Source organism: Paenibacillus sp. FSL R10-2771 (assembly GCF_038000205.1).
In the GTDB taxonomy this organism is placed as follows: domain Bacteria; phylum Bacillota; class Bacilli; order Paenibacillales; family Paenibacillaceae; genus Paenibacillus_AQ; species Paenibacillus_AQ phytohabitans.
Window position 1 is genome coordinate 4,328,889 of record NZ_JBBOBM010000001.1, and the last position, 23,767, is coordinate 4,352,655.

The 23,767-nt window shown below is 59.0% G+C and carries 2 protein-coding genes (1 of these 2 running past the window's edge); both read right to left on the reverse strand.

The features are described from left to right. Window positions 1-16,982 carry the 5' portion of an SDR family NAD(P)-dependent oxidoreductase gene (locus tag NSU14_RS18835; protein ID WP_340946756.1) on the reverse strand. 1,405 nt of this gene lie to the left of the window's left edge, so only the first 16,982 of its 18,387 coding nucleotides appear in the window; it begins with the start codon at window positions 16,980-16,982; the stop codon falls past the left edge of the window. After that, complete coding sequence (locus NSU14_RS18840) at window positions 16,979-23,755, reverse strand: beta-ketoacyl synthase N-terminal-like domain-containing protein (protein WP_340946758.1); 6,777 nt, start codon at window positions 23,753-23,755, stop codon at window positions 16,979-16,981. Before NSU14_RS18840 ends, NSU14_RS18835 begins: the two co-directional genes overlap by 4 nt. Window positions 23,756-23,767 lie beyond the last annotated feature (12 nt).

A 23,767-nucleotide genomic window follows, 5' to 3' on the forward strand; every position in this document is an offset into this window, starting at 1 on the left:
TCGCGCAAAGCGATGTCAGCCGAACGGCCGCTGTCCATATAATCTGCTAATTGCCGGGCCGCCGCCTGCAGGCGTTCATCGTTCTGCGCAGACAAAATAACGGCATAAGCCGCCGGTGAAGGGCACTCCCCCTGCGGCTCCGTTAATGAAGGAATATATTCTTCAATCACGGCATGCGCGTTCGTCCCGCTAATTCCGGTCGTGGATACCGCTCCAAGTCTGGCCTGGCCTGGCCGGGATGTCCATTCCCGCACTTCCTGCGCAATATAAAACGGGCTTTCCTTGAATGAAATCAGCTCGCTCAGCGATTCAAAGCCGGACACCGGCACAATCGTCTTCCGGTGTAGTGCCGTCACCATTGCGATTAGACTGACAACCCCCGAAGCGGCGAAGGTATGACCGATCAGCGGCTTGACGGAACCGACAGCGCAGTGGCCTTTTACATCGCTAAGCTTCCGGAATGCAGACGAAAGAGCCTCCATTTCGATCGAGTCTCCGATCTTCGCGCCAACGCTGTGTGCCATCAAAAAACCGATTTGTTCGGGACGTATGCCGCTGCGTTCATAAATCTGCTTAATCAGCTGCTCCTGGCTTAACGGGTTCGGAGCGGAAATGCCATTCGTCCGGCCGTCATAATTGACACCGCTTGCTTTGATCGTGCCGTAGATGCGGTCGTTATCCGCGATTGCCTTCGACAGCGGCTTGAGGACGACAACTGCCGCCGCCTCGCCCGGAACGAGTCCGTTGGCCCGGCCGTCAAATACGCTGCACGTACCGTCCGGCGACAGCATGTTCGCTTTGCCGAGTCCGGCATACATGCGGGGCGATACGGTTAGGCTGACGCCTCCCGCCACCGCCATGTTGCAGTCCCCGCTCCGCAGCGACAGGCAGGCTTGATGCACTGCTACCAGGCCGGAGGAGCAAGAAGCCGTCAACGTGAAATTCGGCCCTTTCAAATCCAGCTTGTATGCGATCCGTGCCGACAAGGTTGCATTCTGATTGGAGCTGATCTGCCCTTCCCCTCCGGTGACATCAGCATATTGGCTCTCTTCCGCTCCCACATACACACCGCAGAGCTTCCCTCTGATCCGTTCGCCCATGTAGCCCGCATCTTCCAGAGCATGCCAGGCTTCTTCGAGGAACAGCCGCTGCTGAGGGTCCATCAGCTCCGCCTCTTTGGGTGAGATCTCGAAGAACAAAGGATCGAACCGGTCAATATCCGGGATGAACCCTCCCCATCGGGACACGCTGGTTCCCGGCTCCTTGCGGGGATCGCCGCTATATTTCCTCCAATCCCATCGTTCGGACGGTATTTCCGAAATGGCGCTTGTTTCCGTCACAAGATTGCTCCAGAAGGTGTCAATGTCGGATGCGCCGGGGAACCTCCCGCTCATGCCGATGATTGCAACCGGCTCCGGAATACCGGCAGTTGAAGCGCCCTTCGGCACCTGCGCCGCCGGCTGCGGCGAACCGGACGATTCGGATACCAGGGCAGATTTCTGTTCACCGGACACCTCACCGGACACCTCGTTGACAACAGGTTCCAGACTTGCCTGCACATCCGCTTCTTCAGCGCGCAGGTAATAGGACCGGACAGCATTCTCATGGCCCGTAAGCAAATATTCTTTTAGCTTCTCAATCGTCGGATAGGCGTAAAATAACGAAGGCCCGAAGTCGATTTCATACTGCTTGGCCAGCAGCCTGGCGAACTGCGTGAGCGAGATGGAATCGAAGCCATAGTCTACGAGATTCTCCCCGGAATCCAGCTTGTTCAGCGGAATGCTGAGCAGGCTGCCGATATGATTCTTCAGATCACGCTCCATGTACTCCTCCAGTCGGAGAGGACCCTGCGCATACTCCGCTGAGCTCCCTGAGCGGACGAAAGATGCAGGCACGAAGTCCGCTGAAGAGGTACCGGTGCCCAGAAAGCGCCCGATTCTTCTGCTGTCCCCGGCAAGTACCAGATAGCGGCCGCCGGCCCTAGAGATGAGATCACTGAATACAGCAAGCCCTTCTTCCGCTTCAAGATACCGCTGTCCGCTCGCTTTCAGATACATGCCGCTCTGCTCTTCCTCCGAGAAGCCCATGCCCCCGTCTCTCCATAGAGGCCAGCCAACGGCAGCCGTATGGCCGCGCCGCAGCCCCTGCTTCCGCAGCGCGTTCCGGTAATCCGCATAAGCCATCTGGAACCGGTTGGCGGCGGCATAGTCACAGGAACCGAAGTCACCCAGTACGGCAGAGGTTGAAGAGAACAGACAGAAGAAGTCAAGCGGCTCCTCCAGCAGCAGCTCGTCCAGGATAGCCGTGCCCTCCGTCTTCGGAAGAAGCACCTGCCGGAATTCCTCCGCACTCTTCTCCATAACGCTGCGGTTCACCTGGATACCCGCAGCGTGAATAACTCCGTTAATCGGGCCGAACCGTGCTTTGGCCCGGGCGATTCCCTCCTGCATACGCGGAAGATTGCATAGGTCTGCCTGCACGTATTCGACACTGCTGCCCAGTGCCTCCAGTGTCCCGAGCTTCTTCTTAATTGTGTCATCCACAGCCGAACGTCCGGTTAGAATAAGCTGAACCCCGTGCGTCCTGGCGGCGTGCTCGGCGAACAGATAACCAAGTCCCCCGCAGCCGCCTGTAATTAAATAGGTGCCCCCCTTCTTCCATACCGGCTGAACACAGACATGATCTGTTGCCCTGCGTACTGTGCAGACGTTACGCTTACCTTCAACATACAGCACATTCCGTACGCCGGAAGAGCGCAGCTCTGCGCCTATTTGCTCCAGCCAATCCTTCATGCCCGCGTCCTGCCCGTGTAATCCGGCCTCCGCCAGCCATACCCCCATAGACGTATCGGGAAGCACATTCCCAAGCGAGCGCTGTATCCCGATCCACGATTCGGCATAGCAGCGCTCAAGCCCGTTCGCAAAGGCAGCCGCAGCTATTAATTTCCGCACCTCGAACTTCGTAGAGGCAAGTGCCTGAATGGTATGAACAAGTGCAGACGGATCTTGAATATGCTGCGGATTTTCGAGCGGCCACATGTAGAGCAGCGCATCAGCGTTACCATACTTGACGGCTATGTCACGGAAAGCATCAGCCAAGGAGGCGCTATCGTCTCCCCGGGCCCTGTACGTATCCTCAAGCCGCTCGCCGCCGTCTGGTTGTTCGCTCACGAAGACGATGCGTGCAGTAGGTGAGCTAAGCCTCACCGCATTGGATAGAATCTGCTGACTCCGGCGGTCCGACAGGAAGCACACAACCGTTTCAAGCTGAACTTGCCCGGCAGCAGGCATTTCTGCCCCGGTCTCTTCCTCCCAGATTTCCTCAAAGATCATGGGTTCGTCTTGCTCCTGCGGCGCCGGGTGACGATTCGGCCTTTCGGCCTGACTGTTCTTCGGGAGTACCAGCTGCGCACCGGCTGTGTCCATGGCAGGTGCCGCAGGGAAGGGACTTCCCTCCATCCAATACCGTTCTCTGGCAAAAGGATAGGTCGGCAGCGATATGCGCCGCGGCTTAGCCGGCAGACCATCATACAGCCCGCTCCAATCCAGACGAAAGCCCTTGACCCATAGGTCGAGGAGCTTGGCGAATTTGCCGTGCCGAATCCATTTGTCCACGGTTTCCTGCATATCCTCATCCGCCGTCAGCGCCGCCAGCACTTCCTGGTTCGCTTTCACATGACCGTGGTGCAGCTCTGGCTGATAGCCGTCCCCGCGCAGATATTCGTGAAGCCGCAGGTGCAGGTCGGCCATTGATAACGCTGTGAACGCTAACCGTTCCTCCATCTCCTCGCGTCCGACCTGCAGCGTATAGGCGATGTCCGCAAGATCGGCATCAGAATAGCCATTCGTTTCGGCCGCCGCTAGCAGACGCTGGACTCTCTCCTTCAGGCGGTCCCCGTTTCTCGCTGACAGCACAATCAGGAACGGACGGCCTGGTGCAGCCGCTGCGGGTCTTTCGCTCCGAACCTCCGGAACAAATTCTTCAACGATCAGATGGGCATTCGCTCCGCCTGCTCCGAAGGAGGAAATGCCCGCACGGCGCGGAAATTCCCTGCGGATGCCGCCGAGCTCCACAGTCGGCCTTTGCCATTCCCTAAGCTCCTGCTGAACGAAGAACGGAGTCTCGCCGAATGTAATATCCGGATTGGTCTCCTGCGCATGCAGAGTAGGCGCAATCTTGCGGTGCTTCAGTTGAAGCAGCACCTTAGCCAGCCCTGCCATGCCCGAAGCGCTTTCCGTATGGCCGATGTTGGACTTCACAGAGCCTATAGCGCAAAACTGCTTGTCGGACGTTTCCCGTTCGTACGCTTTGGTAAGACCGGAAATTTCGATCGGATCGCCGAGCGCCGTCCCCGTGCCATGCGCCTCCACATACGTAACGGTTCGGGCCGGAACGCCTGAGCGCCGCAGCGCTTCTGAGACCGCCCCGCGCTGAGCATCCGGGCTGGGAACCGTGTAGCCGTTCGTCCGCCCGCCTGCGTTCAAGGCGCTTCCCTTCAGAACGCCATAGATATGATCGCCGTCTGCAAGGGCGGCCTCCAGCGGTTTAAGCACGACTGTGCACACGGTCTCGCCATCGACGAAGCCGTCCGCTCCCGCACCGAACGCCCTGCAGGTATCGCCAGGGGAGAGCATGGTTGCGGCCGACAGCTTCAGATAATGGACCGGGTCCGCGATCAGGTTAACACCGCCGACGACGGCGCATTCGCTCATCCCGCTGTAGAGGCTCTCCAGCGCCAGATGCACAGCCGTCAAGGAAGACGAACAGGCTGTATCGACCGCCATGCTCGGCCCCTGAAAGTTCAGCAGGTATGAGACCCGGTTGGCAATCGACCAGTAGCTGGCCCCTGTCGGATAGCTGCCATTCATCACCCCGGCGAATACGCCGACCTTCCGGCTGGTGCTAAGACTTGCAGGCGTATAGCCCGCATCCTCTACGGAAGCGTAAGCAGATTCAAGAAACAGCCGCTCCTGAGGATCCATCTGGGCGGCTTCCTTCGGCGATATGCGGAAAAACATCGGATCAAAGGCATCGATATCCTCAAGAAAGCCTCCCCACCGGGTATACATCGATCCGCTCTTGCCTTTCTCTTCGTTATAATAACTTCGCCAATCCCACCGCTGCGGCGGAATCTCAGAGATACAGCTTCTTCCCTGCTTCACGTTCTCCCAGAATTCGTTCACCCCGCCGGCCATCGGGAACCGGCCGGATAAACCGATGACCGCGACGTCCCGCACGTACGATGGCTTGGATTCCGAATTTGATACCGTCCTCGGTACGGATTCAGGCTCCGTTACCGTCCTGGAAACAAACCGGCGCTTGGTCATCAAGGATGCCGTAGGTGGACGAAGCGGCGCGGAATGTACAGAAGGCGCGGAACCGGCTCCCGGACCGGCAGCAGAAGCTTCCGGTAATCCGGCTGCCACCGCAATGCCGTTCTCCATGCCGACCAGCTTCCGCAATCCGTCCTCCTGCGTCAGAATGAAATGCTCGACCAGCGAATCAATCGTCCTGTGCTCGAAAAACAAGGTTGAGCTGACCGAAGGTAGCGCTCCGCGCAGTGAATCCGTCAGCTGAACGACCAGAATCGAGTCGATGCCGTAGCTTTCGAACGGTTCTGAGGCGTCGATCCGGTGATCCGGCAGCTTAAGCACGTCCCCGATCAGCCGTTTGAAATAGCTGCGGCTTCGCGCGCGCAGCTCCTCCTCCTCCTGCACACGGGTATCCGCAGCCTCCGCAGCAGCCGCAGGTTGGTTCCTTTGGAAGCTAACGGCTTCAACTTTTGCTGCCGCATGACTCGCCTTTACTTCCTTATGAACCTTTGGACTGCCGTCCGGTTGGGCCTGGAGACGTTGCCTTGCGATCCCGTCACTGTGCGCCGCAATAATCTGCTGCCCCTTGTCATGGGCGGCACCGGCCGGGAAGATGATCCGCCCGAACCCTTCCCCGGCGAGAACAGCCTGCCACGTATCTGGAGCAAGCCCCGGACAACCCGGCGCGCGCAGCGCAGCATCTTCATACGCCCACCAGCCTTCCAGCAGACCGAAGGTGATATGGGTGAACAAATCGCTGCGCGTGATTTCGTTCAGCAGCAGAATGCCCCCGCTCCGCAGCAGCGCCTTCGCATTGCGCAGCGCCGTGCGGATATCTCTGGTCGCATGCAGAGCATTCGCCGCGATGACGACATCGTAGACGCCGGCCGCATACCCCTGCTCCTGAATGCCGTTCTCGGCATTAAAGATGCCATAAGCCAGATAAGGATAACGCGGGCCGTATTCCTTCTCTGCATGCTGAAGAAACGCCCGTGAGAGATCCGTATAGGCGTACTCCTGGATCCGGTCCCGGTAAGGCTCCAGCTTGCGAAGCACCCCGCTGCTCGTTCCGCCGGTCCCTGCGCCGATCTCCAGAATGCGGATCTTTGCGGACGGATTGTGCCTGATACGCTGCTCCACATAGGCGACAGCCGTGCCGGCCAATACGCCGTTGAAGTAATCGGCATGGGGATTGTTCTTATATATTCCTTCGACCAGATGCATGGAGGAATTCGGGAACATGACATCTGTGGCCGGCCGCTGCCCGGTTAGAATATCAGGCAGCGCGCGCAGCATCGTCTCCGCCAGGATAACCTGTGCTTCTAACCCTTCGGTGTCCAGCCATTCCTGCCTGCGGCCGCTCCACTCCTGCCAGAGTGCAGCCGTCTCCTCCTCAGGCAATTCATTCAGCGGATCGGACACTCCAGCGTGCTCCGCAAGCAGTTGTACACTTGCCTCCAGCCACTTACCGAACATCGCCTGCCGCTCCAGCCTGCCGTTAGCAAGGGGGGCAGCGGTTGTACGAAGCTGCTTGAGCAGTAGCCGCGCTATCAGCTGTTCCAGCTCACGGGCCGCCGGCCTGCTCAGCGCTTTGGCCTGCCGGGTCTGCCCTTCCTGGATATCATCCGCCATGTGATGGAATATGCCGGCGCCCGGTGAAGCATCCGCTTGTGCGGAATAGACTGAGGCTGCCTGCCGGACATCGATCATTTCCATAGTCCCGGGGTTCGCCGTCCGGACCAGTGCCATCTGATTCACCGGACCGGCCAGCAGCGACTCCAGCGCAGCCATTGCCTCCGGCGGCTCGATGGAGCCGATTCCCCTGTTAGCCATGCGCTCGCTGTATTCCCGGGATGCGACAGCTCCGACGCTTCCCCAATATCCCCAGTTCATCACCTTGACGGCACACGGCCACACTCCTGCCAAATAGCTGGCATATGCATCCTTAAAAGCGCAGCCTGCGCTATAATTGCTTTGTCCTGCGGATCTTGCAAACGCATTGATGGAGGAGAAGAACAGCACGAAATCGAGCGGCTCGTCCCGGAATACTTGGCCTATCCTCACAGATACATCTACCTTGGCGGCAAGGGCCGCCTGGAAACGTTCTTCGTCCATGTTCGCAAGTAACTGATCCCGCAGCACAAGCGCCGCATGCACAATGCCGTTAATGCGGGAATAGCGCTGCTTGATCTCAAGATAAGCGCGCTGAAAAGACTGCAGGTCGGCCGCATCTGCCGTAATATATCCAGGCGCCGGACCCAGAGCCGCAAGCCGGTCGATGCCGGCTTGAATGCCGGAATCCTTCTCCCGCCTTCCAATCCATATCACATTGGCCTGGTAGGTCCGGATCATATATTCGCTCCACGCTTGGCCGATGCCGCCTGCGCCTCCAATTACCACATACACGCCGCCCTCCTGGAAGAGCGTCGGTTCGGAAGCGGCTTCCTGAATCGGGACGAGCTTCTGCTTGTGCCATTCGCCCGTACGGTAGACCCAGGAATTTCCTTGCGGTTCCGCCGGAAGCCTGAACATGTCTTCAACAGGGAACTCCCGGCCCGCTTCCAGATCGACAGCGCGTATCTGCCAGCCCGGATATTCTTTGGCCATTGACCCTGCCAGTCCGTGAACCCCGGCATGTGCCGTCTTCAGCGGGTCACAGGAATGGATGGGCTGCGACTGCACCGTCACCAGCGTCCATTCCAGCGGCTGGCCGCCATATTTTAATTGAAGAAACGCTTTGATCAGGCGGAATACTTGCAGCACCCCGCGCTCCTGCTCCCCAATCCATGCTTCATCAGCAGGGGATTCGATCGTATTCTCCGCTGCAATCCACACCACATGGCGGACCGGACCCTGCGCCTGAAGCCGCTGCGCAATCATATCCGCCGTTTCTCCCCCCATAAGCTCCATCAGGGAAGCACCGGCAAAGTGCTGCATCACCCGGTCGCGTATCACCCCGGGCGTTCCGATCAGTAATAATCCTTCTCCATCCCGTGTATTGTCCTGCTTCATTGCAGGTTTAACGGCATCCCAGACCGGCAGCAGGCTTAATGTCTGCATCTGCGGCTTCGATGCGCTTGCTGCCGCTCCTTCTTCCTGCTGGCGCAGCGCTTCCGGGCCGGTTTTACGAACCGTGAACCCTTTTAACCGGGCACAGACCTTCCCGCTCCGGTCGCATAAATCAATATCGAATTTGTCGGTGCTCCCGTCTGTCTGGCTTCCATCGCTGTAACGGACATGGGCAACCATCCGGGAAGCGCAGGCTCCCGTCACCTCCAGCTCCTCCAAAGCAAAAGGCAGATAGAGCCCCTGGGCGTCCGCTGCCTTTCCTGCGTCAGCCTCAGCGAGGCGCAGTCCTGCCGACGCTTGAAGCGCCGAGTCGAGCAAGCTCGGATGCAGCATATAGGTATCCTCAGTCCCCGCCAGGCAGTCAGGCAGCGTAAGCTCGGCCAGCACTTGTCCTCGGCCGGTGTGCAGCCTCTCGATCCCCCGGTGGCCGGGCCCGTACCCGATCCCCCTCAAGCGGAAGCTTTCATACACGGTACCGGCATCGAACTGCTGCCCGCTGCAGGCCGCATAAAGGGCGTCCAGGTCTAGATGCGGTGCATCTTCTACCGCATACAGCTCCGCCCGGCCGCTGCTGTAGACCGGCGTACTGCCGTCTTCCCCGTTCCCGTATATGTCGAACATAATTTCATCCCGCTCACCGGGATGGAGTCCGATATGCACTTGAACGGGCTGTGTTCCCGCGATAAGCGGGCGGGGCCACGTTACGCCGGACAGCCGGATGGCTGTCGGCTCGTCCGTCAAGCCTGCAGCCGCGTCTTCTACGGCAGCACGTGCCATCTCCAGCAAAGCGGCGGCAGGCAGCATGGATTGCCCGTTCACCACATGATCCTCCAGATAAAATTCCGCCCCCGTAAACAAAGAAGTATACCGTTGCTCTGCCAGATCCGATGTATTGACATGCAGCAGAGGATGAAGATAAGCTTGCCCGGCACTGCCGCCGGATACATCGGCATGTTCTTGTCCGCCGGCAACCCAATACCGTTCTCTGGCGAAAGGATAGGAAGGCAGCCGCAACCGCCGCGGCAAGAAGCCCGAACCGGTGTAAAGCCGGGACCAATCCACTGCCCCGCCCCTCACCCAGAGCCCGAGGAGCTTGTTCCATTTGCCTTTTGCCATCCAATGATCCACTGCAGCAGCCATATCTTCATCTTGGGCGAGCAATGCCATCATTTCTTTATTGCGTCTGATCCCGTCCCGGTATATGTCCAGGGAGGCTGCCGCAGGGTTTTCTGCGTAAGCCGTCAGCTTCTGCACCGCATCCGTCATCGTCGCCGCCGTAAGCGCCAGCCGTTCCTCCATGGCTTCGCGGCCGACTTGAAGTGTATACGCCAAATGCGGCAAATCCGTATCTGACAGTCCTTTGCAGCGTATCGCCTCGACAAGCCGCTTCGCCTGCTCCCGGAGCCTCTCCTCATCTCTTGCGGATAACAGAATAAGAGCAGGATGCACCGGTGTACCCGCAGACTCCCCGTACATTGCCTCCGTGACGGCCGGTACGTATTCCTGAATAATGATGTGGGCATTAGAGCCGCCCGCGCCGAATGATGACAGGCCCGCTGTCCGCCGGTGCTCCTTCGCCGTTCCGTCCAGGTTAAGCAGTGGTCTTGGCCATTCTGCCAGCTCCCGTTGAACGGTAAAAGGCGTATTCGTAAAATCGATATTAGGATTCAGCACTTCCGAGTGGAGCGACGGCACGAGCTGTTTATGCTGCAGCTGCAGCAGCACCTTGGTGAGTCCGGCAATGCCGGCCGCGCTTTCGGAATGGCCGATATTCGACTTGACCGACCCGATCGCACAAAATTGTTTATCCTGCGTATAGGTCCCGAAGCATTTGGCTAACCCCGCGATCTCAATCGGATCGCCCAGTGAAGTGCCCGTTCCATGCGCTTCGATATACGTGAGTTCCCGGGCATCGAGTCCCGCTTCCCTAAGCGCTTTGCCGATGACCTCCGCTTGGGCGTTCGGATTCGGGACGGTGTAGCCGTTCACCTTGCCGCCGTGATTGACGGCCGTTCCTTTAATCACGCCGTAGATCGGGTCGCCGTCGGCAATTGCCTGATCGAGCGGCTTAAGCAGCACGGCGCCGACTCCCTCGCCGGGCACATAGCCGTCTCCCCCGATACCGAAGCTTTCGCATCGGCCTTTGCTCGACACGAACTGGTTTTGCTCAAGCAATATATATTTGTTCGGATGAACCGATACGTTGACGCCGCCGGCTACGGCCATCTTGCACTCGCCAAGCCGCAAGCTTTGGCATGCCAGGTGAATCGCCGTCAGAGAGGACGAGCACATGGTGGCAACCGCCATACTCGGTCCTTGAAAATTGCAATAATACGACACCCGGTTGGCGATGGATGCCGAATTTCCCGAAAGTGCCACCGCTCTTCCCTGCATCTGCTCGCGAACACCATACAGCTGATATTCCTCGTACATGACCCCGACGTATACGCCCACACTTCCCGTATGATACGGGGCGGAGGCTCCGCCTGTCAGGCGCACATAGCCCGCATCCTCCATCGCTTCATAGACGCGCTCCAGAAAGAGCCGCTCCTGCGGATCCATCGTCTCCGCTTCGCGCGGGGAGATGCTGAAGAATAGCGGATCAAATTCGTCGACACCATCGATAAAACCGCCCCAACGTTCAGTGTTCCGGCCTTCGTTCCCTTGGCGGTGGCGGCTGTTATCCCAGCGTGCAGCCGGAATTCCGGTAATACAATCCCTGCCGTCCTTCAGTACCTGCCAGAACTCCTCCAAGTCCCAGGCTCCCGGGTAACGTCCCGACAAGCCGATAATGGCGATATCCTTTGCGGCAGCCGGCAGACCCGCCGCTTCTGCAGCGGTATCCTCGCTATTACCGCGGTGCAGTCTGCCGGATGGCCGGGAGCGGGGCGTGAGCCTCTTCAACGTGCCGTCTTTTGCAGTCTCAGCCGGAACCTTGGCGGCTGCTGTCTCCTTCAGCCCGGCCGGTTCGCCTGACAATGCGGATATCCTGCCCGGGTAAGCTTTGGTCAGATATGCCGCCAATTCCTGCAAATTCCGGTATTCGAAGAACAGCGTCTTCGGCAGCGTCCCGAATCTTTTCTCCATTTCAGCAGTCAGCTGCATCGCTACGATCGAATCCATGCCGTACTCCTCCAAGGAGGTGACGTCATCAATCCGGCTGACCGGCAGCTTGGTCACTTCGGCCAACAGCTTGGTGAGGTACCGTACTGCAAAGCTGTAAAGCACATCTATTTCGGCCAAAGTCCCGTCAGCACCGGCGCCGGTCTGTTGTTCCCATGTGGCGGACTGCTGCTTATCGATGTCCAGCATACGGGCAGCGTCTCCCTCAAGTACCAGTACATGATCCTTCTGTGCAGCCCATGCCCGGTACAATGCCCGGATGCCGGAGGCCGTCCGCAGAGGAATCAGGCCTTTGCTTCCAAGCAGTGCTGTCTCCGCTTGTGCCTCCAGCCTCATTCCGCCTTCCGCCCACAGCGGCCAGCCAACCGACAGCATCCGGCCGTTCCGCTTGCCGGACTGGTAGAGCGTATTGCGGAACCCGGCATAAGCATCCATGAAAGCGTTGGCCGCCGCATAATCCGCCTGACCGGAATTGCCAAGACTCCCGGCTGCCGATGAGAAGGCGATAACAAAGTCGAGCGGAAAGCCGGTGCTGGCCTCATCCAGATGAACAAGCCCGTCCACCTTCGGTGCCAGCACCTCCTGCAGTTCCGCAGCCGTTTTGTGCATGAGCATACGGTCACGAACCAGGCCCGCGCTATGTACGATGCCGTTCAGCGTGCCATATTCAGAGCGGATGCTGTTCATTAGACTGCAAACTTCCGTAAAGTCGCTGACATCTGTCTTCACGTAACGGACGCGGGTACCGCTTCTGCGCAGCTCGTCAAGCTCCGCCTCCTTTGCCTTGTCCAGCTCGGAGCGTCCAGCCAGTATAATTGACGGGTCGTTAACAGAACGTGCAATTTCCCTGGAAATAATCAGGCCAAGCCCGCCCGCTCCGCCGGTGATTAGATAGACGCCCCCATCTTTCCAAGGCAGGGAATGAGGGGCATCTCCGCCGGAAATGTCAACCGCCTGGCGAATGGCAACATGCCGCTTCCCATGCTCGTAACGGATATGTTCGTACTCCAAATCTGTGCTGTCCTGCTTCAATTTGTACGCGAGGGAACCCGCATTGTCCCCAGGCTCCAGCTCAATCAGCTGCACGGCCAGACCGGTGTTCTCCAGCTGCATCGTTTTCAGCATCCCGAAAAGTCCGGCATACAGCCGGAGCTCACCCTGGTTCGGGACCGCGAGTTGAATAAGCAGTCTCCCCGCCGGAGAGCTTGGGCGTACGCGCTGAAGAAGCTCGAGCAGAGCGGCCGCAGCCCTGCGGTAACTGGCGGCGGTCCCCTCCCCTTCATGAGGGAATTGGACGCATTCTGCATCACCCAGATTGGCACGAAGGGCGGCTAAATCGAACGCCTCCTGTCCGGTCAGGACAAGGAGATGCTTAACGTACGAGCCGGATAATCCATGCGTGAAGGCAGCCGGCCGTTCTTCCCATTCTTTATGCAGCAGCAGTGTGGAAGCCGGTGCTGACTTCGTACCCGTAAGCGTTTCAAGCTCCAGCGGACGAACGGATAAGCCTTTTAGCTGAATGAGCACACTGCCCTGATCATCGCAGAGGTCCAAATCATATTTGAGCAGCGGAGAGCCAGTCCCGCTTCCCGGGCTATAGCGGGTCCAGACCCACATCCGTTCCGTGCAGGCACCGTGAATAACCAGCTCTTCCAGCGCGAATGGAACCAAAGGCTTGCCTGCCGCGCCTGCCGCCGGAGCAAGTCCGATGCAGGCTTGCAGCGCCGCATCCATAGAGCTCGGATGCAGGACATAGGCCTCTGAAGCAGCCGCTTCCGCCGGCAGCGTCAGCCGCGCAAGCGCCTGGCCCTCGCCTAGCTGAAGCCTGTCCACTCCGCGGTGGGCTGCGCCGTATTCGGTTCCCATCGACCGGAACAGCCCGTATAGTGCTGGCGCATCCAGACTATCCTCCGCACATTCCGAGCGAACCCGGTCCAGATCCATCCGGGCGGCTTCTACGGTGCCGGAAGCAATTACCGCAGTTCCCTGACAGTACACAACCGGCTCCTCTCCCGGCGCATGACTAAAGATATCGAATGTAATTTCATTGTCCGTCTCAGGAAAAAGCGCGATATCGACACTTGCCGTTCCTTCGCCTGCGATGAAGGGGTTAGACCAGACAATATGCTTCAACCGGATACGGAGCGGCCCTTCCGGCATTTCGCCGGCAGACATCGCCACAGCGGCCCGGACCATTTCCAGGTATGCTGTGGCGGGAAGCATACGCTGTCCGTTCACAATATGATCTGCCAGAAAAAACTCGCTGCCGGTAAAGACCGTCCGGAAGCGCTGCTCCCGGAAGTCCGAGACATTCTCGTGGAGCAGCGGATGCAGCAAGGACGAAGCGGACAGCCTGGCACCCGCTGGATGGCCGGATACCGGTACCCAATACCGTTCTTTGGCAAAAGGGTACGATGGCAGGCTCAGGCGAAGAGGTACGGATTCACCGTACATCCTCTTCCAGTCGACTTCCCGTCCGTGGACCCATGCGGCGGCAGCGGAAGCCAAGCTTTCAGCAGCCGCCTCCGGAACGAGCCGGTCCTCAGCCGCGTCAAATTCCGACCGGCCAAGCCATACGGAGCCGATGCTGTCTTCTCCCCCTGCCAGCAGGCGCAGCCCGGCGACAAGCTCTGGTAAATCCCTCACCAGGAAGGCAGCGCGTTCTTCCATCGCCTCACGGCCGACTTGAAGCGTGTAGGCCAGCGCATGCAGATCAACGGTGCGGTAATCCGAATCCGGCTGTAAATGGCCGGCCAGCTTGCCGGCATATGCGTGAAGACGTTCCTTGTTTTTGGCGGAGAGCAGTACAAGTGCGGGACACTGGCCGTTCTCACCAAGTGGCGGATTGACCGGGACCGTGCCTGCCGCGTGAGCCGCAGGGTCGTATTCTTCAAGCAGGAGATGGGCGTTGGAGCCGGTGGCTCCAAACGAGCTGATGCCCGCCCGCAGCGGCACGCTTATCTCCTTGCCCTTATCCGTCACAACTGGCCGCTCCCATGCCGCGAGCTTCCGCTGTACATAGAAAGGAGACCGTTCAAAATCGATATATGGATTAAGCTCCTCCGCATGCAGCGAAGGCACCAGCATCCGGTGGTAAAGCTGCAAAATGACTTTCTGAAGCCCGCAAATGCCGGCAGCCGACTCTGCATGGCCGATATTCGATTTTACGGAGCCGACCGAACAGAACTGGGTATCGTCCGTATGGGAGCGGAATGCTCTAACGAGTCCCTCCATCTCTATCGGGTCGCCCAGCGGCGTCCCGGTCCCGTGAGCCTCGATATACGAAACCGACCGCGCGCCGATACCGGCCTTCTGGAGACATTCACCGATCAAATCGGCATGGGCCACAGGGTTAGGCACAGTAATGCCGCTCGCCGAGCCGCCGTGATTGATCATGCTTCCTTTCAGAACAGCATAAATATGATCACCGTCCGCAATCGCCTTGCTGAGCGGCTTGAGCAGAACGGCGCCGACTCCTTCTCCCGACACGTAGCCGTCTCCGCCGCTGCCGAACGTGCGGCAGCGCCCGTCGCTGGCCTGCATGTCCATCATGCCGTAAGTGGCATATTTGGCCGGATGGAGCGACAGATTGACGCCGCCTGCCAATGCGGCTTCGCAGTCTCCGCTCCGAATGCTCTCCATGGCCAGATGAACCGCAGTCAGCGAGGAGGAGCATACCGTATCGACGGCCATGCTGGGTCCATGAAAATTGCAAACATACGACACGCGGTTCGCTATGGGGGCATAGTTCAGCGATAGCGGAAACGGGTGCCCCTGCGCCGCCGCTTCCGCCCCGAGCAGCGCGTAATCCTTATGCATCACACCGACAAATACCCCGACGCGGCGGCGCTGATGCGGCCCTGCCGGTACTGCCAATGAATCCGGCGTATAGCCCGCGTCCTCGATGGTCTCCCAGCAGGTTTCCAGAAACAGCCGCTCCTGAGGGTCGAGCGTCTCCGCCTCTCTCGGCGTAATTCTAAAAAATTGCGGATCGAAGCAATCCGGATCGTCGATGAATCCGCCCCAGCGGGACATCGGCTTCCCCGAGGCGGAACGAAGGCCCGCCAGCCGCTCTGACTTCCAGCGGGAAGACGGAACCTCGCGGATACAATCTTTGCCGGCCGTCAGATTCGCCCAGAATTGTTCCAGGTTCGCAGCGGACGGATATCGCCCGGCCATGCCGATGACCGCGATGTCATCACCGCGAGCAGACGCGTGCGCTGCCGGTTCAGCCGCACCGGAATTCACAGGCCCTACGCCGCCGTCTGCAGCCGGCAGATTCGTGCTCAGCTCCGGCTCCTCCGGACGAAGCTGCTCCGGATAGGCAGCTCCCAAATACTGCGCTAAGCGTTCAACCGTCGGGTACTCGAATAGAAGCGTCGGGGAGATGGCCGTCCCGAGACGGTTCTCCACAGCCTGGGCCAGTGTAAGCATGGAGGCCGAATCAAGCCCCATTTCAAAATAGCCCGCCCGCACATCAATCTGTTTCTCGTCCCGGTCCATCCGCTCCGCAATCAGGCTGACGAGAAAACGGCGTGCGGCGGCAGCCGCGCTCTGAGCCGCTTCCGTTACGTCCGGCAAAGCTTCTTGCGGCTGCCGGGGAAGGAGCTGACCAGGGCCCTCTGCCTCCCCGCCGCGGACCAGCTTGTTCGTAATATTCTTCAGCTCGCCGATTTGCCGGCCATCCCGGTTAAAAAACGCCAGCGTAAACGACAATAGTCCATCCCGTTGAATTACCGATGAATGCTTGACTACGGCCATACAGTTCGCTTGAATCAGCTCCGCAGCACAAAATGATTCGATGTAGACAGGCAGAAACAGCCGCCGGTCCTCCGCCAATTGCGTGAAGTGTGCCCCGGCCCCGACGCAGCTTCCGTCGAGCAGTGCCGGGTGGAACATGAAGCTATCTGCTTCCCCGAGGCTATCCTGCGGGAGATCCAGGTCCAGCAAGAGCGAATCGGCCTCGTCAAACAGCCTTCCTTCCGCCTTCATGAATCCGGAATGTACAAGTCCGAGAGCCCGGCACTGCTCATAGAGCAGCGCCATATCTGTCCTGCTGCCGGCCAAAGAACGGATACGGTCCGCATCGACCGAATGCTCGAACCGCACCGGCGGGCAGCGGTGCATCTCGGCGGTCATGAAAGGCCCGGCGGACTCTTCCTCCGTCCCGGTAATTTCGCCTTCCACCCGGATTTGCCATTGTCCCTTCTGCGCTTCCACACAATGAAGCTGCAGCCGGATCTCCTCGTTCTCCCGGACGGTTACGGGGCGGAAGAGGGTAACCTGGCGCAGCTCCAGCTCTGCGCAATCATATCCCTGCTCCCTGAACCATTGGTAACAGATATCAATGTAAGCCAATCCCGGCAGGATGCCGCTGCCCATCACCTGATGATGGGCCAAGATCGGATGATCGCTTTGAAACCGGAATTCTGTTGTTGTCATCCCGCTTAACCCTCCAGTCTTAATCTCTCTGCTCATCCTCGAATCTCATCAGCCGCTTTGGTCTGCTTCAGCCACCAGTTCGGCTTAACCGCGCCTGCGCCGGCATGCTGTTCAATGGCCTCCTCCGGCAACGGAAGCGGACGGCGGACTGCACTCGGTGCGCGCAGCTCCTCCCAGCTCTCCATGATGACATGCGCGTTCGTGCCTCCGTCTGCAAAACTGTTCAGCGCAGCGGTTCTGCGGCCCGGCCATTCGGCGCAATCCCTGCTGAAATAGAAAGGTGACGCTTCGATATCAAAGTGCTTCATCGGCCTTTGGCCGGACAAATACGGAACTTGCTCTCCATGATTCAGCATCAGCACCACCTTGATCAATCCGGCAATTCCTTCTGCACATAAAGGATGACCGATATTCGGCTTGACCGACCCGATGCCAAGCGGCACTCCGCCGTCCTTGCGGTACACGGCCTGAATTGCCTTCAGCTCCAGCAGATCGGTCACTACCGATCCGGAGCCGTTCGCCTCGATGTAACCGATCTCCTCCGGCCGCTTGCCGCTTCTGGCCAGCGCCTGGCGCATCACTTCCTTCTGTGCCTGCAGGTTCGGTACGGCAGGACCTGCCGTCCTCCCGTCATTGTTCACGGCGGTTCCTTTAATGACCGCGTAGATCCGGTCCCCGTCCTTAACCGCCTGCTCTACAGGCTTGAGCAGCACGACTCCCGCTCCTTCCGACAACACCACGCCCTGCGCGCGGCTGTCAAACACGTGAAAGTTCGGCTCCGGGCTTAAGATGCCCCGCTGCTGAAACAGCCGGTGTATCTTACTGGAGGTCAGCAGGCTGACTCCGCCGACAAGCGCACATTCGATTTCTCCGCTGCGCAAGGCCTGGACCGCCAGATTGAGGCCGACAAGCGCCGAAGAGCAGGCGGTATCCAGGACGAGACTCGGGCCGTGGAGATCGAAATACTGCGAAATGTTGGCGGCCAAATAATTCGACCCGACCGCCAGAATCGGATTCCGGGCTTGAAGCAGACTTGCTTCATCAGGATCATGCTTGCTGCGCGCACCGATGTATACGCCAACTGAACGCTCTTTGATCTCCTCCGGCGTATAGCCTGCATGATGCCATGCCTTGAGGCTTTCTTCGAGCAGCAGCAGTGCCTGCGGGTCCATCGCTTGCGCATCTTCATTCGATAAGCGGAATACAGAAGCCGGCATCGCCCGCGGCCGGCCGAGCAGACCGGCATAATACAGCTCCGGCCCCGGCCAGCGCCCCGCCGGAACAAGGCGGATGGCGGAGCTTCCCTCTGACAGCAGGCGCCAGTAGTCGTCCAGCGTCTCCGCTCCGGGAAAGCGGCAGGACAAGCCGATGACCGCGATATTCGGCGCATCCGTGCACGAATCTATCATTCGGCCTGCGGCAGCAGTCTGCGGCAGCGGTCCTGATAACGGTACCGGCGGCTGCTTCAAAGCGGCAGCCGGTTGAAACAGGCGGCTGTCCCCTTGGCCCGGCAGCTCCATCGCTTCCCTGCTGTGAGCAGCGAACGAATCACCGTGATTGTCTGCAAGCCACGCTGATAAGGAACGGATGCTCGGGTGTTCATATAGGATTGACGGGTCCAGCTCAGTGCCGGCCCCCTGCTTAATAATTCGCAGCACCTGCGCCAGCATAATGGAATCCACGCCATATTCGGCAAAAGGCAGTTCGGGATCAAGCCGCAGCGGGTCAAGCTTCAGCTCTTTCGCGAACACGCCCGTTACGAATGACCGTACCGCCGGCAGCACATTCTCTGCGTCCCGCTCTTCTTGCGGCGCAGGCTTCCTTGCCTCAATCCGGGCATCCCCCAGCTCACGCAGGCTGCGCAGCAGCAGCCTCTCCGGCTTCCAGCGCCGGGGATCGACCACGGCCGGCAGCACAACCGGTCCCTGGCCGCCGGACAAAATACGGTCCAGCATCAGTAAGCCCTCGGCATCCGTATGCGCAAGCATTCCCGTCTGTTCATAAGCACGGCTCTTAACCTCGCCAAGGCCCGTCTCCTTCCAGCTCGGCCACTGGATGCTGATCACCGGGCATTCCCTGCTCCATGCCTGTGCGGCGTAATCCATATACGCATTAGCCATCGCATAATCGCTCTGCCCCGCTGCCAGTGTCGGCACGATCGCTGACACCGACGAGAACAGCACAAAAAACTGCAGGGGCTCCTCTCTCATGCAGCGGTATAAGACATTAAGGCCCTTCACTTTCGGCGCCCACACCTCTTCCATCCTGCCGCCTGATTTGCGGATAAATGCCGGCGTGTCCAAATTGCCCAGTCCGGCGCAATGAAGCACGCCGCCGACCCCGCCCCAGGCCGCCTTCACCTCGCTTATGCAGCGGCGTACGGCCGCCTCGTCGGTCAAATCAAGGGCCAGCACCTTCACCTGAGCCCCGAGCGACTCCAGTTCGCGGACCATCCGTATTTTCTGCCCGGTCGGACTGGCCTCGTCCGCCGTATAGTCATCCCACTGTTCGCGGGGCGGAATGGCTTCGCGTCCTGTCAGCACCAGCCTGCGTACACCCCGGCTTCTGACAAAATGCTTCGCGCATAAGGCCCCAATGCCGCGGGTGCCTCCTGTAATCCATAGCGTATGCCCCTCCGGAAACGGGCCGGGCGCCTCTTCTCCGCAATCCTTAGGCAGCTCAGCCAGGCTGGCGCGGTACCGCATCCCTTCTAGATAGCGTACCTCGGCATCTTCGCTGTCTGTCAGCAGCTCAGCCGCAATCGTCTCCGCCATAACGTGCCCCCCGCAATCCGGCGCGAAGTCGACGTGGCGAGAACGCAGGTGGCTGTATTCACTCTGCAGCATCCGGTATAAACCCGCCCGCATAGCCCCGGCCAGATTGACCGGGCCCTGCTTCTGCCCATGCGTTGCTTCCAGACCCGTGGTCACGCCCAGAAGCATCATGCCGTCACGCGTCCCTTGCTCTATCAGCCGCTGAAGCCAGGGAATCCAGCCATCCGGCTCGTCAGTCTGTTCTTTCCCACAGCCGGTCAAGTCGACGACGTATGAGTAGACATGCTCATCCAGCTCAGAGCGAAGCTCTTCGGAGCCCAGTATCCGGGCAGCTGGCAACTGCCGGGCAAGCCGGAGAGCAAGCGGTCTTGTCTCCTCCGTCGTGAGAATAGCCACAGCTCCGGACAGGCTGCAGATAGATGCTGGCGGTGAACACGGCTCCCACTGCTTTTGCAGCATCCGCATGCTCCGCTCGGCCGGTAGAGCCCCGCCATCACGGCGGGCAGACATAGGCGGCCATCCCTGTTGTCCAACTGCATGATCGTCTGGAACAGCCATTGAAGGCAGCCAGTACCGTTCCTTCGCGAACGGATAAGACGGCAAGCTGAGCCGTTTCGGAACATTGCTCCCATACAACTGTTTCCATTCAATACCGACGCCGTTTACCCAAAGCTGCGCGATTTTTTCCAGCTGTCCTTTGCTCAGCCACCGCTGCAGCAGCTCGCCGAAATCTTCATCCGCCCGGAATACGGAAGCCAGCTCGCTGCTTGGCTTGACCGCCCCCCGGAACACCGATGCAATATTCTTCTCTTTCCCCTGCGCAATTTGTTCGAGCTGAAGGATCAGCTCCCGGCTGCTGCGGGCAACGCAAATCACGCGATCGTTCATCGGCTCGCGTCCCACTTGCAGTGTATAGGCTATAGCTTCAAGGTTCTCTGCATCCAGCCGGCCTGAACCTCCGGACTTTTCAACGGCGGGTGAAGCGTCTTCCTCTTCTATACCCGCCGCCCCTTCGGCAATCCGTTTCGCCACGGCGGCAGCCGAACGAAGCGCCAGGATCGTCTCGCTGCCGAGCTCTATGCCGAAGGCAGTCTTTAATTTATCGTGAAGCTGGATGAAATGGACCGGCTCCAGTCCGTATTCGGACCAGTCCTGCTCCGCATCGATGATTCCGTCCTTCATCTGAATGATGTCCGAGACGATGCTGCATACCCGGTGCTCAGCCGTTTCCAGAATAGCGGCGCCATGCTGCTTCCCGCCCGCTGCCGCCTTCTGTTCAGGCAAGGAGGCTTGCAGAAAAGCAGCCAGCTTGGCGGCATAAGCTTGCAGACGCTCCTTATTTTTGGCTGACAGCGGTATCAAATATAGCCGTTCTCCCGGCTCAAGGCCTGCTGCGTTTACTGGCTTCACCATGTCCGGTTCCGGCATGTATTCTTCAAGGATGATATGGGCATTCGATCCGGTCGCCCCGAACGAGCTGATACCAGCGCGCCGCGGGAAGACCGTCTCCTTGCCGCCGATAACGGCCTTCGGCCGCTCCCAATGCTTCAATGTCCGCTGAATATAAAAAGGTGAGCCGGCAAAATCAATATACGGATTCGGCTCCTCCGCATGGAGTGAGGGCACCAGCTTCTCGTGGTACAGCTGCAAAATTACTTTGTGCAGCCCGCCGATGCCGGCTGCCGATTCCGCATGTCCGATATTGGACTTGACCGAACCGATTGAGCAAAACCCGGTGTCGGATGTGTAATCCCTGAACGCCTTGACAAGCCCTTGCATTTCAATCGGATCACCAAGTGACGTCCCCGTCCCGTGCGCCTCGATATAAGAGATCGTCCGCGCGTCGATGCCCGTTTTGTCCAGGCATTCGCTGATCAATTCAGCCTGGCCGACCGGACTGGGCACCGTAATTCCGCTGACCGTACCTACGTGATTGATGACGCTGCCTTTAATAACAGCATAGATAGAGTCTCCGTCCCGGACCGCCTTCCGAAGAGGCTTGAGCAGCACGGCGCCGGCGCCTTCACTGGACACGTATCCATCCCCGCCCTCGCCGAATGTACGGCATCGGCCGTCGCTGGCATGCATATCCATCAGGCCGTAGGAGACGTATTTATTCGGATGCAGGGACAGATTCACGCCCCCTGCCAATGCAACCTCACACTCTCCGTGCCGGATGCTCTCAGCCGCCAGATGAACCGCCGTCAGTGAAGAGGAGCATACTGTATCGATGGTCATGCTGGGACCGTGGAAATTGCAAAAATAAGAGACCCGGTTAGCAATCGGCGCATAATTGAGCGACAAAGGAAACCTATTGCCCTTCGCCGCCTCTTCCGCTCCAAGCATCGCATAGTCCTTATGCATCACGCCGGCGAATACACCGACCGGCTGCCGCTTATGGCGGCCCCGGGGTTGAACGAGCGTACCCGGTGTATACCCCGCATCCTCAATCGTTTCCCAGCAGACTGTTAAAAACAAACGTTCCTGAGGATCCATCGTCTCCGCTTCCCTTGGGGAGATCCGGAAAAATTGCGGGTCAAAGCAATCCGGATCGTCGATGAAGCCGCCCCAGCGGGACACCGGCTTGCCCGAAGGCGAAACAATATCCTTATAGCTTTCCCATTGCCAGCGGGTGGACGGAACCTGGCGGATACTATCCTTGCCCGACTTCAAATTGTCCCAAAAGGCGGCTAGCCCGTCCGCGTCGGGATACCTTCCGGCCATCCCGATAATAGCAATGTCGCCGTCTGCACCGGCATCTGGCGATGGCAGGGCGTTCGCTGCCGCTTGTTCCCGGCCTTGCGGCTCGCCGGCGGACCTGAAGGACGGGATGTTCCCATACGAATCCTTCACGTACGTTTCCTTCTCGTACGCCTCCTTCCCGTACGTATCCTTCCTGCCAAAACAACCAGAATAGGCCGATGCCAAATAGTCGGCCAGCTGCACGGCCGTCGTATGCTCGAACAGCAGCGTTGGCGGCACAGCGTCTCCGATCTCATTTTCGATGGCATTCGCAATGGCAAGCAGGCCTGCCGAATTCAGACCCAGCTCGTAATAGCCGGCATGGGGATTCAGCTCCTCTTCCGTCTTCTGCAGCTGTTCCGCCAGAAGCTTCCGCACGAGCTTCAGCGCTGCCGCAGCCCCCGCCGCATGGCTCTGCTGCTGTTGTCCGTCCGGGTGAGACTCCCCGATAATAGTTTCCGCTCCCGTATTGTCTTGGCGGATCAGCTTCATTGTGAAGTTCGTCAGCTCCGCTACTTTACTCCCTTGCTTATCGTAATAACTGATCGTCATCGACAGCAGCTCTCCCCTTTGTTGGACGGACGAGGAGAGTACCTTGGCGGCACAGCCGGTCTGCAGCAGTCCCGAAGCGCGGAACGATTCGTAAAATAACGGCAGCAGCAGACCTTTCCCGGTCTGTAATCCACCCTTGAACAAGCCTCCGAGAATCCCGGCCCCGCTTCCGTCAAGGAGTACGGGATGGAACATAAATTTGTCCGCCGTCAGGAGCGCCTCCCCGCTGACAGCCGTTTCCATGATATAGGCTTCGTCTGTTTCCCATAACGTTCCCGCAGCTTTCATGAAACCGGTATGCAAGACGCCGCGCTGCGTCCACTCCTCGTACATCCTGCCCAGATCCCAGGAACGCGCCGGGGCCGACTTGTATTCGTCCGGATAGAGCTTATCGTCGAACAGTACCGGCCTGGTCCGGTGCATTTCTGCCGCTGCATATAAAATTTCCTCACCGGAGCATATTCCGCTGCGCCGGCTCTCGCCCCCGAAGCGTACCGCCCAGCGGCCTTCCGCGGTTTCCGTCACCTGGATGGTGAGCACAATATCCTCGCCGGGCCGGGCGGTCAATGGCTGATGGATAGACAGATTGCGCAGTTCAAGCTCGTTGAACCGGTATTTGTACTTCCGGAAGATTTGATACAGTATATCGATATAGGCCTGGCCTGGCAGAAGCGATTGTCCGCAGACCTGATGATGCCGAATCATCGGATTATTTTGATTAAAGACCAGCTGCTGCTTCATTCGTGATCCTCC

Bases quoted from the DNA above. Each gene is read 5' to 3' on its own strand.
- NSU14_RS18840 (WP_340946758.1), bottom strand. From the start codon at position 23,755: ATGAAGCAGCAGCTGGTCTTTAATCAAAATAATCCGATGATTCGGCAT.